The sequence below is a fragment of the Spirosoma flavus genome, from assembly GCF_054778555.1.
In genome coordinates this window covers 909,705-927,368 of the sequence record NZ_BAAGZL010000002.1, presented here as the reverse complement: position 1 = coordinate 927,368, position 17,664 = coordinate 909,705, and the positions used below count along the sequence as shown (strand labels likewise).

The following is a 17,664-nucleotide window of genomic DNA, read 5'->3' as shown; positions in this document are numbered from 1 at the left end:
CACTAAGTTTTCTCGTCGATCTTTACTGAATTTGTGGTTGCAAAAACTCTACCCGTACCTTGACAACCTTCATTCTTAATAACAAACAAATCAGTACGGCGCTGCTGCCCGGCACTACGTTGCTCGATTTTGTGCGCTACCATCAGCACTTGACCGGTACCAAAATTGGCTGTCGCGAGGGCGATTGTGGCGCGTGTACAGTGATGGTGGGTGAGCTGCGTGAGGATTCGGTACGTTACCGAACCGCTACGTCTTGCCTGATGCCGCTGGGTAATGCGCAGGGCAAACATATTGTTACTATTGAAGGGGTCAACCTTGACGTACTAAATCCTGTCCAGCAGGCCATGGCTGATGAATCGGCGACGCAGTGTGGTTTCTGCACGCCTGGTTTTGTGATGTCGCTTGCCGGATTCTGCCTCAGCGATAAAAAGCCAACAAGGCAAAACGCCATTGCGGCTATTGATGGGAATATATGTCGGTGTACTGGCTACAAATCCATTGAACGGGCTGCCGAGCGGGTGGCGCATTTGCTGGAGGGACGTAACGACGATAAACCCAGTCAGTTCGCTGTAGAACAGGCCATTTTACCAGCATATTTTGCGAGTATTCCGGAGCATTTACGGACACTTTCACTACGTATGAATGGCGAACATACGAATGGTGCGTTGTCAGTCCAATACGTTGGAGGTGGCACGGATGTGTATGTGCAGAAACACGACGAAATCAAGGACGCAGCCATTCAGTTTCTAGCCGATAAATCAAGTTTGAAAAGCGTTAGGCAGGAGGGAAGCGAGTGTGTTATACAGGCTGCTTCTACTGTCACTGATTTAATCGAATCGCCTGTTATTCAGGCGCATTTTCCTTATTTTAATACGTATACAAAATTAGTTTCCTCCACACCGATACGTAACATGGCGACCATCGGCGGTAACTTTGTCAATGCGTCGCCCATCGGCGATTTCACTATTTTCTTTCTGGCGCTGGATGCTACGTTGGTGTTGAATGATGGTAACCAAACGCGGGAAGTACTGCTACGTCGGTTTTACAAGGGTTATAAAACGCTCGATAAACAACCAAATGAGTTAGTTGAGCAAATTCGTTTTACGTTGCCCGGCCCGAATAGCCGCTTCAATTTTGAAAAAGTCAGCAAACGTACGCATCTAGATATCGCCAGTGTAAATTCGGCCATTCAGATTACGTTGGAAGCAGATGTCATTACGGACGTTTGTCTGTCGGCGGGAGGAGTCGCACCAATTCCAAAACGACTGGAGAAAACGGAAGAGTTTCTGATGGGTAAAGTATTGTCAGAAGCGGTAGTTATCGACGCGATCAACGTAGTACAGTCCGAAATTTCGCCCATTAGTGACGCGCGCGGTACGGAAGCGTATAAACGGTTGCTGCTGAGCCAGCTTATCAAAGCGCATTTCCTGAAACTGTTTCCGGAACTAAGCATCGAACAACTGATTACACCATCGCTCCTATGAAAAATATTGATTCCAGAACGCATGTGCGGGGCGAATCGGTTTACCTGGACGATATTCCGCTCATTCAAGGTACGTTATTTGGCGTTGCGTTTGGCTCGCCGATGGCACATGGCATTATCCGAAGCCTAAACGTAGCAGACGCCGAAACCATGCCCGGCGTGGTACGTATTTTGACCTGTAAGGACGTAACAGGCGAAAATCAGATTGGCGGCATTATTCCCGACGAACCTCTCTTTGCTGACCACCACGTTCACTACGTTGGTATGCCGATTGCGTTTGTAGTCGCCGAAACGGATGATGAAGCGCGTGCTGCCGTAAAAAAAATCACGGTTAATATTGAGCCGTTACGTGTCATCACCGATCCGCGTGAAGCGCAGGCATTGGGCGAGTTAATTATTCCGCCTAAACATTTCCGACTGGGTGATACATCGACGGCCTGGGCGCAGTGTAAGCATATTTTCGAAGGTTCCGCTGACACCAACGGCCAGGAACATCTTTATATCGAAACGCAGGGCGCCTATGCCATTCCGCAGGAAAATAATGGCATTAAACTATACTCGTCGACCCAGGGGCCAACGGCGGTGCAACGCGCTATCAGCCGGTCGTCGGGTTTGCCGATGCACCAGATCGAAGTCGATGTAATTCGGTTGGGGGGTGGATTTGGCGGTAAGGAAGATCAGGCGAATATATGGGCGGCCCTAGTGGCGCTGGCGGCTCACGTTCTTCGGAAACCCGTGAAGTATTCGCTGCAGCGGATGGAAGATATGGCCATGACCGGCAAGCGGCATCCGTATTCCTCTGATTTTAAAATCGGCCTTGACAACGACCTGAAAATCGTTGCTTACGAAGCTACGTTCTATCAGAATGCGGGAGCGGCTGCCGACCTCTCGCCGGCCGTTCTGGAGCGAACATTATTTCACTGCACCAACAGTTACTACGTTCCGAACGTATCGGCAACGGCGTACAGTTGCCGCACGCATTTACCGCCGAATACAGCCTTTCGGGGCTTTGGCGGTCCGCAGGGTATGTTCGTGATCGAAGCAGCAATTGCCAAAGCCGCCGAATCGCTGGGGATTGATGCATCGGTGATTCAGGAAAAAAACCTGATCAAAACAGGTGAAGAGTTTCCCTATGGTCAGAAAGCGGAGAGTGAAGCTCCAGCCTGTTGGCACAAGACAGTGGCTTTTTACGGGTTGGATGCTATTCGGGGACGTATCAATACGTTCAACCGGGAAAATCGCTTGCAAAAAAAAGGCCTGGCACTGATGCCTGTTTGTTTTGGAATTTCATTCACAAACACGCGTATGAATCAGGCGCGGGCTTTAGTCCATCTGTATACCGACGGAAGCGTTAGTGTCAGTACAGGGGCGGTGGAGATGGGGCAAGGTGTCAATACAAAAATGCTTCAGGTGGCGGCTCAGGTGTTATCGATACGTAGCGAACGAATTAAATTATTGACTACCAGTACGTATCGGATTGCCAGTACGTCGCCATCCGCAGCCAGCGCAACGGCCGATTTGAATGGTAGAGCCGTACAACTCGCTTGTGATGAACTGGTGAAGCGCCTGAAAATCGTAGCTGCTGGTGAATTGCAGACGAACGAAGAAGCCGTTACGTTGAAAGACGAATGTGTTTGCGTCGACGGCCAGAAAACCGATTGGGATTGGGAGCGATTGCTGATGGCTGCCTACTCAAAACGGGTTAGTTTGTCCGAACATGCGCACTACGCTACGCCCGGCATTCATTTTGATTCCATTGCCGCGAAAGGACATCCGTTTGCGTATCATGTTTACGGAACTGCTATTGTAGAAACGACAGTCGATTGCCTGCGTGGTACGTATCAGATTGATAATGTAAAAGTCGTCCACGATTTTGGCGTCAGCATGAATGCGGCCGTCGACCGGGGGCAGATTGAAGGCGGTATTGTGCAGGGGCTTGGCTGGATGACGATGGAAGAGGTGATTTTTGACAAAGCGGGTCGACTACGTTCCAATGCCCTGTCGACGTATAAAGTACCTGATATTTATTCGGTGCCCGACGAAATTGCCATTGAAGCGCTCCAAACGGAGCAGGATAATCTGGCGATTTTCCGGTCAAAAGCCGTCGGTGAGCCACCACTCATGTATGGCATTGGTGCTTACTTTGCCCTACGTAACGCCATTCTCGCCTTTAACCCGTCGGCTCGTATTCCGTTCGATGCGCCTATGACGCCCGAAAAAGTGCTCTTGGCTTTATATGATGGCACGTCCACACATCGGAATTTATCTCCCGCCCATGATAAAGCAGTTAGCTACGTGGCAGTTAATTCATAATAGTCTGCAAAAACGCTTGCCGATAATGCTGCTATACGTACTGGAAAGTCACGGGAGCAGCCCTGGACGGCAAGGTTTTTTGATGGCGCTGAATAGCCGGGGAGAGATGGCCGGGTCGATAGGAGGAGGGATGATGGAATACAAGCTGGTGGAACTGGCTAAAGAAAAACTTAGACAGGGAATTCGATACGAGTCATCGATACGTAAGCAATACCACGATAAGAAAGCGGCTCATAACCAGAGCGGTATGATTTGCTCCGGCGACCAGACAGTTCTGCTCTACTACGTTCGTTCGTCCGATGCTGAAGCTGTACAGGCCATTATCCAGTGTCTCCACCAACGTAGCAATGGTTTGTTAGAGTTATCGCCTGAAGGTATTCAGTTTTCTCCCGATATACTACCGGAAGATACGTATCGATTTTCGATGCAATCCGACGAAGAATGGCTTTACTGGGAGCGATTGGGTTATAAAAATGAGCTTTTTATTATTGGCGGGGGGCATTGTGCACTGGCACTTTCACAGTTAATGAGCCAGATGGACTTCTACGTCCGCGTTTTCGACGACCGACCCGGCCTGCACACGATGGGACTGAATGAGGCTGCTCACGAAAAAATCGTAGTGAAGAGCTACGAAGAGTTGGCTCAGTTAATTCCGTCTGGCTCAAATCGCTACGTTGTCATCATGACGTTCGGTTTCCGAACCGACGACGTAGCATTACGTGCGTTGTTAAGTAAACAAGTCAGGTATATTGGTCTGCTTGGGAGTAAGGCCAAAATTGAGAAAATGTTTGCGCAATACCGGGCTGAAGGTATTGCTGAAGAACAATTGCAATGGGTTCATGCACCAGTAGGCATGGCCATCAATAGCCAGACTCCCGAAGAAATCGCTGTCAGTATTGCTGCCGAAATTATTCGGGTGAAAAATGAGCGGTGAAGTAGGGGCGTCACAACCTTTAACTCCGTTGATAATGACATAAAAAAGGCAGCTCATTAGAGCTGCCTTTCCGGAAATAAGTAGTTACAAAGTATTAGAAATTTTCAAAAACCCAGCTTTCGGCACCGGTTAAATCATTGATTTCGGGCATTTTAGTAAGTACATCCTCACGTACATTTGAACCCATTGCCGATACTTTATACAATTGCTTCTGGCCGCGTCGTGGGTTAATAACAAAAGCATCAGAGTAACCGGCCTGACGTAATTGGTACTTCAGCCGATAGGCGTTCTGCTTACTGACAAAAACACCGGCAATAGCCAGAAAACTAGGATAAATACGATGAGGTTTAACAGCCGCAACCTGCGCTTTTCTTAGAACCGCTGGTTTGCTGGAAGGAACTGCAATTACTTCGGGCCTGGCATTGACAGCTGCTGGAGCCGCAACCGCCTTTTTGCTGGCAGCTACTGCAGCCGCCGACGGTTTAACAATTACAGGCACAGTCTTAGTTACTACCGGAACTGATTTCACCACAGCTGGTGTCGTTTTCGTTACGGGAGCAGCCTTAACAACAGCAGGAGCCGATTTCACTACAACCGGTGCAGCTTTTACAACTGCCGGAGCTGAATTTGGCGAGATAACCGGTTTTGTAGCAACTATAACGGGTTTTACTACGGGAGCCGATTTGACAGCCACTGGTGCAACCTTAATTTCTATCGGGGCTGTTTTTACTTCAGCTACGGGAGCTGACTTAGCAACAACTGGCGCTGATTTTACGGCCACCGGCGCTGTTGCAACCGTAGCAGGTTTTGTTGCAACCTCAACCGGCTTCACAGTAGCTGTAGCTACTTTCGTTTCAACGACTGGCGCAGGTGGCGGTGTCGTCGCTGCTGACTTTGTTTCTTCAGTCGGAATCGATAAAGGCGTTAGACTCTTATTCTCTTCTGGTTTAGCCTCCTCTTTTTTAGCCGTCAGCTTATCGAAATAAGCTGTTGTGCTGTGGAGCAGTTTGGAAGGATCTAAGCTACTCTGGAAAGGCTGACCGGGCTTGATGACGGAAAAATAACTAACCACACCCACCGAGCCAATAAGTAATACCGCAGCTGCAATACGCCAATACGGAATGGAAGGTTGAAGCGGAGTATGTATTACGTCTTCGTCGCGAACCAACACCGGCCCTAACGCTGTAACAGGAATGGCATCGATTGCCGGTTCGGCAAGAGGCTTTTTGGTGGCTCGTTGCGTCGAGAACGGAGCCATTCCATAGGCTTCGCCGAAAAAGTTGTGCCGTACGCTCGGATGAAACTGCAGCCGCTTTTCGTCGTTGTTGGTGAAGGTTCCGATGTTATCTATCTCGAACCGGCCACCCGTGTCGATTTGCTGATGCATCTCGTTCACGAACGTAGCAACATGACGTTGTGCTACGTCGCGGGCAACGGATTCATGAAGCATGATAAAATTGACCAGAATGCCATCGTCCAGCCGAAGGGCTTCGTTGAACGCAATGCGCTTACGAGGAGGCAGGTACAGGCCGCTGGCTTCAGTGAACGTAGCAGGTTGATAGTGCGTCAGGAATGCTCCTAACTCTGGTACCACCACGCAGTCGTACTGATAAAGTAATTTCTTTAGGTATTCATTAACAGTAGTCATAAACAGATCATAGACCGATTAGAACGAATAACTAATTCCGCCAAGAAAGTTAAGTCCTTGATTTTGATAATACAAATATCGCTGATAATTCTGCCCGAAGAGATTGTTCAGGGAAACGAATGCTGATATCTGTTTACCGAGGAAATAGTCAATTTTTATGTTTGCGTCATAAATTGGGTTTAATGTATAGGTTTTAGCGGTAACAAAATTTCTGTTTTTAATACCCTCGTAAAAATAGAGGTCAGCCGTAATAAACAATTTCTTGTCCAGAATAAACGAATTGGTCCAGGTGGCCGCCACGCGCGGGCGTCCCCAAGCTTCTTCGAGTCGTTCCAGCGAGTAGTTGAAAAAGTCAGCTTTCAACGTCGACCGGAACTTATCTTTCTGTGCGTACCCCAACTGGCCCGAAATAGTCAGTACGTTGGCAATGCCTCCGTCATACAAAACCGCAAACTTAGAGGTATCGGGTATGGCATTGTTAAAGGTCGAAAAATTTCGGTAGCGTGCATACGACGCCTTACCTTCATACGAAAATCCACCACCCAACGCCCCCTTCGACCCGCCGTAAATGTCGATCATCTTCACCGTATTGGCCAGGACAACCTGTGGGGCAAGCCACTTATTTTCACCCAGTAACGAACGTAACGTATTCCGGTTAATATCGCCGTCGACGCCCGCAAAAATGTGGACATTTCCAACAGGAACCAGATCAAGATCGACCACCGGAAAAGCGCGTGTATCGTTGACGTTCTGGCGTTGATCCGTCTGATTCACCGCATTGACACCCACCGTCAGCGTAAACATCGACGACGTATACTTAAACGTAGGCTTTACCCGGAATAAATTCCGGTTGTCGACAATGGAACCATCGGAACGCTGCGTTACGTATGCATCTGCCGCAAGAAGTGCAAAAACGCTGCCAGAAATACCTATTGATGCGTTCAGATTGGTTCCCCAGTCGAATTCGGACGCATTAAAGCGGTCGCTCAGGTTTGTGATGCCCGTACGTAGCGAGTAGTCGATGGCATTTTCGCTGTTCGCATTTTCAATGCCAAGTTTAAAATTGATCGTATTCAGGTGTTGTTTTATCGTCTCCGGATTAAAACTGGATTGGGCAGCATACTCACGGCTATAGCCATAAAAGTTGTAGGCATTTCGGTCGTACCCAAAATCGGCCTGAAGTTTGAAGGCGTCGGCCAAATATTTTCCAGTAACCCGAAACCGCGTATCGCTCTGGGCCGAGTTCTTCCCATCGACTGGACCAATAGCCGACGACAAATGCCGGGCCGACGCTTCCAGTGACAGATTCGACATGGCATTAAGCCCAACAAAACCCTCGCCCAGAAACGAGCTGTAATTACCCGCGCCCAGTTTCACATAGTTATTGAACGACGAGGTTTCTTCGGCCTGAGTAGCCGCCGGAGCCAGTACACCCGGCGTGATACGTGGATCACCCACGCTCAGTTTGCGGTCTTCAAATTCGTAGGTCAACTTCCGCTGTTCAGCAGACGGTTTCACCGACGGAATCTTGTTAAAAATCCGGGTAGCGGGTTGCAGCTCGATTTTACGGCTTTTTTCAACCGTAATTTCCTGATTGTCAACCTCACCTTCTTTAACGGGTCGGCTTGGTTTCGTTTCCTGCGCCACAACAACAGTTGCCAGTGAACAAAAACCGAGTATGAATAAGGGACGTACGATCATAAGGGATGTACGATGTATGAAGTATGATGTATAATGTATGCTTGCGGAATAACATGGCGAGCCATACATTATACATCATACTTCATACATCATTTAGAGTCTAGTGCCGCCAGCTTTTGCTTCGCTTCGGCAATGATGGTTTGGTCGGATGTGTTTTCGATGATGGAATTCAAAACGGCTTTTGCCTGCGCAAATTCTTCCTGCGCTACGTTATTGTCGGAAACCAGAATAAAGGCTTTACCTTTCCAGTATTCGAAATCACCGAATTGCTGATTGAATTTCAGCAACGTAGTGATCGACTCCTTATACTTTTTCTGCCGGTACAAAATGTCGCCGAGATAATACAAGGCTTCCGCTCCGTTGGCGTCTTTTGCCAAAGCAATTGTTTTGTCGAACTCCGTCTGAGCGGTTTTGTAATCGCCTTTACCAAATGCCACTTTTCCCAGCATCAATTGCGCCCGGTTTTGTGCGCCCGGTACTACGTTGCCCGCCGTAAGCACTTCGCGTGCCATAACCGCTGCCGAATCGGGTTTTGGGTAAACGTAGTACGTATCCATCAGGCCCAGTTGCGCCGTGACCTGTTCCGCTTTGCTGCCAGACTGACTCTGCATGATCTGGTAATTGCGAATCGCACGAGGGTAATTTTTCTGCGCGATCTCCAATTCAGCGGCCCGCGTGGCGGCACGTATCAGATATTCCGAGCGTCGGTCGGCAATAATCAGATTGTAGTAACGTAGCGCATTACCTGGGTCGTCGGTCTGGCGATACGACTCTGCTACGTAATAACGCGCTTCGTTGGTGTTTGGGCTGTTCGGATACTCCTGCATAAACGCCTGAAAAGACTGAATCGCCTGCGCGTATTTCTCGTTGGCATAAATATTTTTGGCGTTATCGAACTGCACCCGCTCAATGTCCGTGCTGCCCGGATTGCTTTTCTTATACTGCCCCAAAACCTGCGAAAATTCTTCCGGACGACCGGCGTCGTTCAACGTATTCTGAATACCGAGCAACGCACTTTGCGCCTGTTCAGAATCGCCATAATTGTCCAGAATTCGCTTGTAGTCGGCGATGGCTGGGTCATATTGCTGGACGTTTCCGTAAGCAACCGCCCGTTTTAACAGAGCCGCTGGAATCAGTTTACTGTTAGGTCGATCCTGAATCAGCTTCGTGAAATTTCGAATGGCTGCCTGATAGTTACCTTTCTCGAAATCAACGTTAGCCGTCTGAAATACCGATTCGTCCACAAAACGCGACGTAGGATACTGCCGCTGCACCTGATCGAACTGGGCTTTGGCTTCGGCATCGCGACCAACGTAGCTGAGAATGACCGCTTTCTGATAAGCCGCGTAATCTTTATCAGCAGCATTCCGCGCAATGGCCTGATCGTAATACTTCATCGCATTTTCGTACTGCTTGGTCACAAAATACGTATCAGCCAGCCGGATGGTGGCGTCCTTCACCTGCTCTGCTACGTCCTCCTCCTGACTGTTTCCTCCACGCGTTACAAAATCGCGGAAGTAGGGTTGAGCGCGGGCATAGTCTTTTTTATTGTAATAGGCATAACCCAATCCGTACAAACTTCGGGTTGCAAAACTCGACCCGCTTTTCGATACGCTGGCGTAGAGTGGAATGGACGTATCATACTGCTTTCCTGCCGAATACGACTCTGCTTTCCAAAACTGTGCGGCCGCCTGAAGCTCATTATCGACCGGATATTTCAACGATTTATCAAGATTGGCAACCGCCTGCGGATACCGCTCGGCGTTAAAATCGTTGACGCCCTGATTATAAGTCAGTCGTTGATACGTAGCGTTGATTTTTGGAGTTCTTTTCTTGAGCCCTTCGATATAGGCGATGGCTGCCGGATAGTTGTTGGACGCGTAATACGCTTCGCCTACTAACTCATTCGCTTCATTTTCGAACTTACTATCAGGATATTGCTTCAAGAAAGCAGTCAATTCTTTCACCGCGTCGGCCCCATTGTTCTGGTCCAACTGTAACTTGGCGTGCGTGAATTTGGCCTCTTCCTGAATCTCTTTATTAAACGATAATCGTCCAGCCTGATCGAAGGCGTTGAGCGCATACGTTGGGTTCTGCGTTTGTAAATAGCTGACCCCGAGTGTATAAGCTGCGTATTGAGCTGTTGTGTCTTTTCCTCCGGCGAGTGGTTTCAACTGCGTAATGGCATCTGGATAATCACCCGTCCGAAACAGCGATTGCCCGTACCGGAACCGAACGGCACTCGGTGTTTTGGTACCGCTGGCGTTTACGTATTGTTTGTAATACGGAATGGCTTTGGCAAACTGATTTTGCTGATAAAAGACTTCAGCCGTAAACAGCGCCACTTCACTCAAACCATTCCCGTTGTTACGTCGCAGCAGCGGTTCGGTATACGCCAGCAGATCATCAAACCGGCGCTGCTTATAAAACGACTGCGCAATCCAGTTCGGAACCTGACTCTGATACGTTGGATTGTTCTCGATACGTCGAAAATCGGCAACTGCTTCGTTGTAATTTCGGTTTCGGAAGTTAATCACGCCAGCGTAGTACGAAGCCGCTGGTGCGTCGGGCGAGCTGGTATCCAGTTTCACCGCGTTGAGAAGTGGCAACGCCTTCTGTAAATCCTGCGTATTGTAATAAGCAATGGCCAATTGGTATTTTAAGGCAAGCAACTGACTACTGCTACCGCCCTGCGCAACGGCTTTCTCTAGGAAATCAATCGCTTTGGTATAATCCTGCCGATTGTAGTAATACGTTCCCAGATCGCCGTACAACTGCCCAGCTTTTGGATGTTCGGTGTGGTTTTTTACGAAGCGATCTACCAGCAGTTCGGCACCGGGTTCATCGATGTAAAGGCTCGTGAGGGCGATGTAATATTCGGCTTCCACGGCGTTCTGGTCGCTGGTGTTGAGCAGCGTTTGGGTGCCATCGCCCCGGCGGGGTTCGAGGTATTGCCGAAATTCATACCGGGCCGCTGCGTAATTGTTACGTTCAAACAATTCGAGGCCGTTTCGGTAATGGTAATCGGGTTCGGCATTGCTTTGTGTGCGTTGAGCAGTCGCGGAAAGCGACAGAAACAGCCCAGAGAGCAGCAGGAACAACAATCGATGGAGACGTAACAGCGATTGTTGGGGCCGATCCGGCTGTGGGTTTGATTGGGGCATAATTAATGGTTTTGGAATGCAACGTTTCAGGGTTAAAGTTGGCTGACACTAAGCACGTTAGGTCTTGAACTTGAAACTTTGAACCTGATACGTTGAGCTTTGAACAAATTTAGGTCGTAGTTTCGCCGACAAATTGGCAAATTTCCTCGTCAAATCTGGACAAAAAACGAAGGGACTCCTGATTTCCGTATGAAAAAAAAAGCGCAGCTTCTGTATTTACTTACTCTATGGACCTTTTTAGCGGCACAAAGTTTAGTTGCAAAACCGTTCCGTTCCGGCGATGATACCCCTCCGGCCCCAGCTCCCAGCGTGACGTATATCTTGTCAATGCCGGAACCGCAGACTCACTATTTCGAGGTAGAAATGCAGCTGAAAAATGCGGCTACAGCTACCAGCGCGAAGAAGAACGGATATCTTGATATTAAAATGCCCGTCTGGACACCAGGTTCGTACCTCATTCGGGAATACGCTAAAAACGTAGAAGCCTTTACCGCATCGGTTGGAGATAAGACGGTACCTAGTGAAAAAATTCGCAAAAATGCCTGGCGCGTTTACACAAGTGATGACAACGTAACGATACGTTATCGGTTGTATGCCAATGAATTAACGGTTCGGACCTGCTTTATTGATGCTGACCATGGCTACGTAACACCAGCCGGTACGTTTATGTATCATGACGCTCTGAAAAATCAGCCGCTACGTCTGATTGTTAAGCCGTTTAAGGACTGGAAAAAGGTGGCAACGGGGCTAAAGCAGGTAACGGAGAAATTGGGCATTACCACTGATTTTACCTTCGAAGCTCCCAATTTTGATATACTGGTCGATTCACCGCTTGAGATTGGGAATCACGATACCTTTACGTTTACGGCTTCCAACGTTCCGCATACCGTTGCCATGTTTGGTGAAGTGGCGTACAATCAGGAGCGTTTAGCCGCTGATTATAAGCGCGTTTGTGAAGCCGCAGCAACAGTCATTGGTGAGCATCCTTGTACTGATTATACGTTCATCGTCCATCACATTCCACCGGGTGGGGGTGGACTGGAACACCAGAACTCGACAACGCTCGAAACGACCCGTAACGCCTACGCAACGGAGGCCAACTACAAAGGTTTCCTGACGCTGGTAGCGCACGAATATTTCCACCTGTGGAACGTAAAGCGAATCCGCCCAATAGCCCTTGGACCATTCGATTACGAGAATGAGAATTATACACATATGCTCTGGTTGTCAGAAGGTTGTACGTCTTTCTACGAAGATTACATTCTACGTCGGGCCGGTTTCCATACGCCAGAAGCATATCTGAATATCGTCGCCAATGATATTACTGGTATTGAAAATCAGCCGGGTGTGCGCGTGCAGTCAGTGGCTGAATCGAGCTGGGATGCGTGGATTAAAGGCTATCGCCCCAACGAAAATTCGACTAACACCACTATTTCGTACTATAGTAAGGGTAGTGTATTGGGTTCATTGCTGAATCTGGCAATTCTGGCGGGCAGCAACGGCGAACGTAGTATGGACGACCTGATGCGTTTTCTGTACAACGAATATTATAAGAAACAGAAACGCGGTTTCACTGACGATGAATTTCGAAAAGCAGCCGAGCAGATAGCTGGCAAAAAGCTCGATGCTTTCTTCAACATCGCTGTCAATACAGCAAATCCAATTAACTACAACGCCTATTTTGAGCCTGTTGGTGTCCAATTAGTGAACGTAGCAGCCAGAACACAGGATGGTTTTTTAGGAACGGCTACTACAGTTGCGAACGGGAAGGCTACGATAACCGGCGTTCGTCGCGGGTCAGCAGCTTATAATGATGGGCTAAATGTTGGTGATGAAATTCTGGCTGTCGATAGTGTTCGCGTGGGCGATGACTTACTACGTCTGATTAGCGGTCGTCGTGTAGGAGATAAGCTGAGTGTGCTCGTAAACCGGGCTGGATTTGTCCGTGAAATCACCGTTACGTTGACGCAGAATCCATTAGCCAGCTACCGGCTGGAACCGCTACCGAATCGCACCGATGCGCAGAAGGCATTGTTTAACAAGTGGTTGTATATTAAGTGATCGGCTCCGACAGGCTCTGGCTGTCGGTTGTAGAGAATAGGTTAGTCGCAGCGCGACGCCGACAGCCAGAGCCTGTCGGAGCCTAAAAAAAGCCCTGCTACGTATTGTTACGTAGCAGGGCTTTTGTTTGAAAAAGATAAATTGTTACTCCGCTTCGCCTACGAGCATCAGCGCGCCGACCGTTACGTTTGAGGTTTCGTCAATCAGGATGGCTCCACCTGTAGCGCGGTTCTTTTGATACGGATCGAAGCTGATGGGCTGGGCGGTACGTAGTACTACCTTCGCTAAATCGTTTAGCTTCAGGCTTTCTACGTCTTCCGTTTCTTCATACGTATTGACGTTTAGTTGATACGTTATTTCTCGCACAGAACAACGGGTACGGAACGTACCAACCTGTAATAAATACTTGTTGCCCACTTTAAACTCCTTCGTATCCATCCAGCAGAGCATCGCTTCGACGGTTTGGGTGCTGATGGGCTGGCTGTTGGAACGAACTATAAGATCGCCCCGACTAATGTCGACATCAGTAGCTAGATGCAACACTACCGACATCGGTGAAATGGCTTCGTCCAGATGTTTCTCCGCAATTTCAATGGCGTCGATAGTCGATGTTTCGCCCGAAGGAAGCACCGTGATCGCATCTCCTTTTCGGAACAGGCCACTAGTGATTTTGCCAGCATACCCCCGATAATCGTGCAGTTCTGCGGTTTGCGGACGGATAACGTACTGAACAGGGAAACGCGCTGGATGACGTTCTTCAGTTTTCCCCTGCGCGTCATCATCAATTGACACTTGCTCCAAGTGTTCCAATAGCGTTAAGCCATCATACCATGGCATGGCAGTTGATCTGTCTACTACGTTGTCGCCATTGAGAGCACTCATTGGAATGTATGTTACCTGATGTACATTCAGCTTTTTGGCCAGTTCGGCGTAATGTATGCAGATGTTCGAAAATACATCCTGCGAATAATCAACCAGGTCCATTTTATTGACAGCCACCACGATATGTGGAATGCCAAGTAACGACGCAATTAGTGAGTGCCGCCGGGTTTGCTCGACAACTCCATGCCGTGCATCAACCAAAACTACGGCTAACTGACAGTTTGACGCTCCCGTAACCATATTACGAGTGTACTGAATATGGCCGGGCGCATCGACAATGATAAACTTGCGCTTGGGCGTCTGAAAATACCGATACGCTACGTCGATGGTTATGCCCTGTTCACGTTCGGAACGTAGTCCGTCGGTTAGGAGAGCTAGGTCAATTTCTCCGTCGTCACGGCTTTTGCTGGCTCGTTCGATGGCTTCGAGCTGGTCAGCCAGAATGGATTTGGAGTCATAAAGAAGCCGCCCGATGAGCGTGCTTTTGCCGTCGTCAACCGAACCGGCGGTTATAAAGCGGAGAAGATCCATTTGGTGAGTGCATAATGAATAATGTAAAATGGATAATTATGTACCCAATCACTCAAACATTATTCATTGATCATTTTATACTATTCGTTTATCAAAAATACCCGCCCTTCTTGCGGTCTTCCATAGCGGCTTCAGAAAGCTGATCGTCCATGCGGGTTTCACCCCGTTCGGAGATGCGCGTTGCCTGAATTTCGTCGATGACCGCGTCTAACGTATCGGCCTGCGATTCGGAGGCTGCTGTGCAGGAAATGTCGCCAACAGTACGGAAGCGAACACGGCGTGTCACAAGCTGGTCATCAGGTTCGGGTTTGATAACGCCACCAGCCGTAGCCATCAGTTTGCCATCGCGGATAAGTAGTTCGCGTTCGTGAGCAAAATAAATGCTTGGTAAGGCGATGTTCTCGCGACGGATGTAATTCCATACGTCGAGTTCGGTCCAGTTCGAAATAGGAAACACGCGTACGTTCTCACCTTTGTGAATCCGTCCGTTATAGAGGTTCCAGAGTTCAGGACGCTGACGTTTGGGGTCCCATGAGCCGAATTCGTCACGTACCGAAAAGACGCGTTCCTTGGCACGGGCTTTTTCTTCATCCCGACGCGCCCCACCGATACAGGCGTCGAACTCAAACTCTTCGATAGCGTCGAGCAACGTAAAGGTTTGCAGACCGTTACGGGTAGCGTTACGTCCGGTGGGCTCCTTCAGTTTCTTTTCCCGAATAGTATCTTCTACGTAGCGAACGATGAGTTTTTCGCCGATACGTTCGGCCAGATCATCCCGAAAATCGAGCGCTTCCTGAAAGTTGTGGCCGGTGTCGATATGCACCAGCGGAAACGGAAATTTACCGGGTCGAAAGGCTTTTAGCGCCAGATGTACTAACGTAATGGAATCTTTCCCCCCCGAAAACAGCAGGGCAGGCCGCTCAAATTGCCCGGCTACCTCCCGCATAATGTGGATGGCTTCGGACTCGAGCTGATCTAAATAATCAAGTTTCATTTTTTCAAAGAGTGAAAGAGCGGAAGAGTGAAAGAGCGAAATGCTGACGCGACTATGCGCTCTTTCACTCTTTCATTCTTTCGCTCTTTATGGTTTAAATGCTTCCTCGTGCGTATGCAGTCCGCACTCTTTTTTCGAGTTGTCTTCCCACCACCAACGACCAGCGCGGAAATCTTCGCCCTCCTGAATCGCCCGGGTGCAAGGCTGGCAACCAATGCTTACGAAGCCCCGGTCATGCAGCGGATTATACGGTACGTGGTGATCTTTAACGTATTGTTTCACTTCGTCAAACGTCCAGTCCAGCAGCGGGTGGAATTTGAAAAGTTGATGCGATTCATCCCATTCGAGCTGGGTCATGTCCTGCCGGTTAGCCGATTGCTCAGCGCGGATGCCCGTTATCCAAATTTTGTTACCCGCCAGTGCCCGGTTTAGCGGCTCCACTTTACGGATGAAACAGCATTCTTTCCGGTTCTCCACCGAATCGTACATGCTGTAGGGGCCTTTGGTTGTGAGCAATTTCTCAACGGCATCAGCTTTCGGAAAATACGTTTCGATGGTAATCCCATAACGGTCGTTGGTTTTTTTCCAGACCGAGTACGTTTCTGAAAACATCCGCCCCGTATCGAGTGTAAAGATTTTGATGGGGATATCATTCGCCAGAATCAGGTCAGTAATTACCTGATCTTCATAACCCAGACTGGTCGAGAAAACGACTTCACCGGGAAAAAGGTCGGCTAATTTACGTAGCGCTTCTACGTTGCTCAGGCCTTGTAATTGCTCCGATAAACTTTCGAGCGTATTGGTGGTAGGTTCGGCAATCATACTTTCTATTTTAGCATTACTGCCTTACCAGTTTTAGCCGACTGGCGGGCAGCATCCAGAATTTCCACGACAATTACATTGTTTTCTAATGACGTTAATTCATCGGGTTTAGTTTCTCCACGTATCAGTTTTGCATAGTAGGCAAACGGGTCAGTGGCAGGAGCATCGGCGGGAGCAGCTTCGGTACTACGTTCGTTTTTTTCTCCTTTGAGCCGAACGCGCATCTGAGTACCGTCTATGGTTTTAACGTAACCCGTTTGCCCATATACTTCCATATCCTTCCGACCGAAAGGCCAGTTCCAGGAACCCTGAATTATACTTTGGGTTTTTGGATACGTGAGAATTATAGTGGCTTCGTCGTCTACCTTGGGATAAATGTCTGGTTTTATTTGCTGTGTAACGGCAAAAACCGAAGTAGGTCGCTGGTTATGCATGAGCCATGTAGACAGGTTCGCTCCATAACAACCGAAGTCGAAAAGCGCCCCGGCACCGTTGGAAACAGGATCGGTCAGCCAGTTTAGAAATTGGCTGCTTACGTTGATTTCTTTTGGACCTTCGTGCCCATCGTGCACTACTATTTTGCGCAAATCACCGATAGATTTTTCGGTATTGGCAATTGCGTAGGCTTTATGATTGCTGCCGTACCAGGTCGTTTCGTAATTCGTGAGCAGTTGAATCTTGTACTTTTTCGCCAGCGCTTCCATCTGTTTGGCATCCGCGAACGTCGTGGCCAGCGGCTTTTCGACCATAACGTGAACACCACGGGGTGCACATCCTTCCACCGTTTTTTTGTGATCGGCAATCGGACCGAAATCCGTTACTGCTTCTGGTTTGGCTTTGTCCAGCATTTCGGCTAGTGTCGGATAGACCAGACTCGTTGGGAAGCCAAACCGTTTAGAAAGCCGTTCCACTACGTCGCGGTTTGACTCTACGATGCCTACAATTTCGATATCGGTTTGATTTTCCTTTTTAAAGGCTTTGTTCAAAATACCGTTAACATGGTCGTGAACAAGGCCAACGATTCCGACACGTAGCGGTTTCTGAGCGCTTTGGCCATTAGCCAGTTGGGCAAATGCGCAGCAAAAAAATAGAACGATAAAGGTGCAACGTACCATAGTGGGTGAAGTTAAG

11 protein-coding genes are annotated in these 17,664 nt (G+C 48.8%); 4 read left to right on the top strand and 7 right to left on the bottom strand.

Translation table 11 applies throughout. The features are described 5' to 3' along the window. Positions 1 to 59: 59 nt before the first annotated feature. From ACYVF1_RS12745 to ACYVF1_RS12735, 3 genes are read left to right on the top strand one after another with little or no spacing between them, the layout of a single operon-like run. Positions 60 to 1,484 carry an FAD binding domain-containing protein gene (locus ACYVF1_RS12745; RefSeq protein ID WP_461079233.1) on the top strand — a complete coding sequence of 475 codons (1,425 nt, stop codon included), beginning with the start codon at positions 60 to 62 and terminating at the stop codon, positions 1,482 to 1,484. Then, entirely contained in the window at positions 1,481 to 3,796 is a 2,316-nt protein-coding gene (locus ACYVF1_RS12740; protein WP_461079231.1) for a molybdopterin cofactor-binding domain-containing protein, read from the top strand. The genes ACYVF1_RS12745 and ACYVF1_RS12740 overlap by 4 nt, the downstream gene beginning before the upstream one ends. Next, entirely contained in the window at positions 3,759 to 4,730 is a 972-nt protein-coding gene (locus ACYVF1_RS12735) for an XdhC family protein (RefSeq protein WP_461079229.1), read from the top strand. Before ACYVF1_RS12740 ends, ACYVF1_RS12735 begins: the two co-directional genes overlap by 38 nt. Positions 4,731 to 4,824: 94 nt before the next feature. Here the strand turns inward: ACYVF1_RS12735 and ACYVF1_RS12730 are convergent, their stop codons facing one another. The 3 genes from ACYVF1_RS12730 to ACYVF1_RS12720 all read right to left on the bottom strand — a co-directional run bounded on the left by ACYVF1_RS12730 (position 4,825) and on the right by ACYVF1_RS12720 (position 11,243). Next, positions 4,825 to 6,378 carry an HU domain-containing protein gene (locus ACYVF1_RS12730; protein WP_461079227.1) on the bottom strand — a complete coding sequence of 518 codons (1,554 nt, stop codon included), beginning with the start codon at positions 6,376 to 6,378 and terminating at the stop codon, positions 4,825 to 4,827. Between the two features lie 18 nt (positions 6,379 to 6,396). Then, positions 6,397 to 8,079, bottom strand: a complete 1,683-nt coding sequence (locus ACYVF1_RS12725; protein WP_461079225.1) for a TonB-dependent receptor — start codon at positions 8,077 to 8,079, stop codon at positions 6,397 to 6,399. Between the two features lie 89 nt (positions 8,080 to 8,168). Continuing rightward, positions 8,169 to 11,243 carry a tetratricopeptide repeat protein gene (locus ACYVF1_RS12720; protein ID WP_461079223.1) on the bottom strand — a complete coding sequence of 1,025 codons (3,075 nt, stop codon included), beginning with the start codon at positions 11,241 to 11,243 and terminating at the stop codon, positions 8,169 to 8,171. Positions 11,244 to 11,432: 189 nt separating this feature from the next. Between ACYVF1_RS12720 and ACYVF1_RS12715 the strand changes: the two genes are divergently transcribed. After that, positions 11,433 to 13,304, top strand: a complete 1,872-nt coding sequence (locus ACYVF1_RS12715) for a M61 family metallopeptidase (protein WP_461079221.1) — start codon at positions 11,433 to 11,435, stop codon at positions 13,302 to 13,304. A gap of 144 nt (positions 13,305 to 13,448) precedes the next feature. Here the strand turns inward: ACYVF1_RS12715 and ACYVF1_RS12710 are convergent, their stop codons facing one another. From ACYVF1_RS12710 to ACYVF1_RS12695, 4 genes are all read right to left on the bottom strand, one after another. After that, a complete protein-coding gene (locus ACYVF1_RS12710) occupies positions 13,449 to 14,717 on the bottom strand; it encodes a sulfate adenylyltransferase subunit 1 (protein ID WP_461079219.1) in 1,269 nt (422 codons plus the stop codon). Positions 14,718 to 14,808: 91 nt separating this feature from the next. Next, positions 14,809 to 15,711 (bottom strand): sulfate adenylyltransferase subunit CysD, encoded by a 903-nt coding sequence (cysD, locus tag ACYVF1_RS12705; RefSeq protein WP_461079217.1) that lies wholly within the window; start codon positions 15,709 to 15,711, stop codon positions 14,809 to 14,811. Between the two features lie 87 nt (positions 15,712 to 15,798). Beyond that, positions 15,799 to 16,533: a phosphoadenylyl-sulfate reductase gene (locus ACYVF1_RS12700; RefSeq protein WP_461079215.1), complete on the bottom strand. Its 735-nt coding sequence runs from the start codon at positions 16,531 to 16,533 to the stop codon at positions 15,799 to 15,801. Between the two features lie 5 nt (positions 16,534 to 16,538). Continuing rightward, entirely contained in the window at positions 16,539 to 17,648 is a 1,110-nt protein-coding gene (locus tag ACYVF1_RS12695; RefSeq protein WP_461079213.1) for a Gfo/Idh/MocA family protein, read from the bottom strand. Between the last annotated feature and the right edge of the window lie 16 nt (positions 17,649 to 17,664).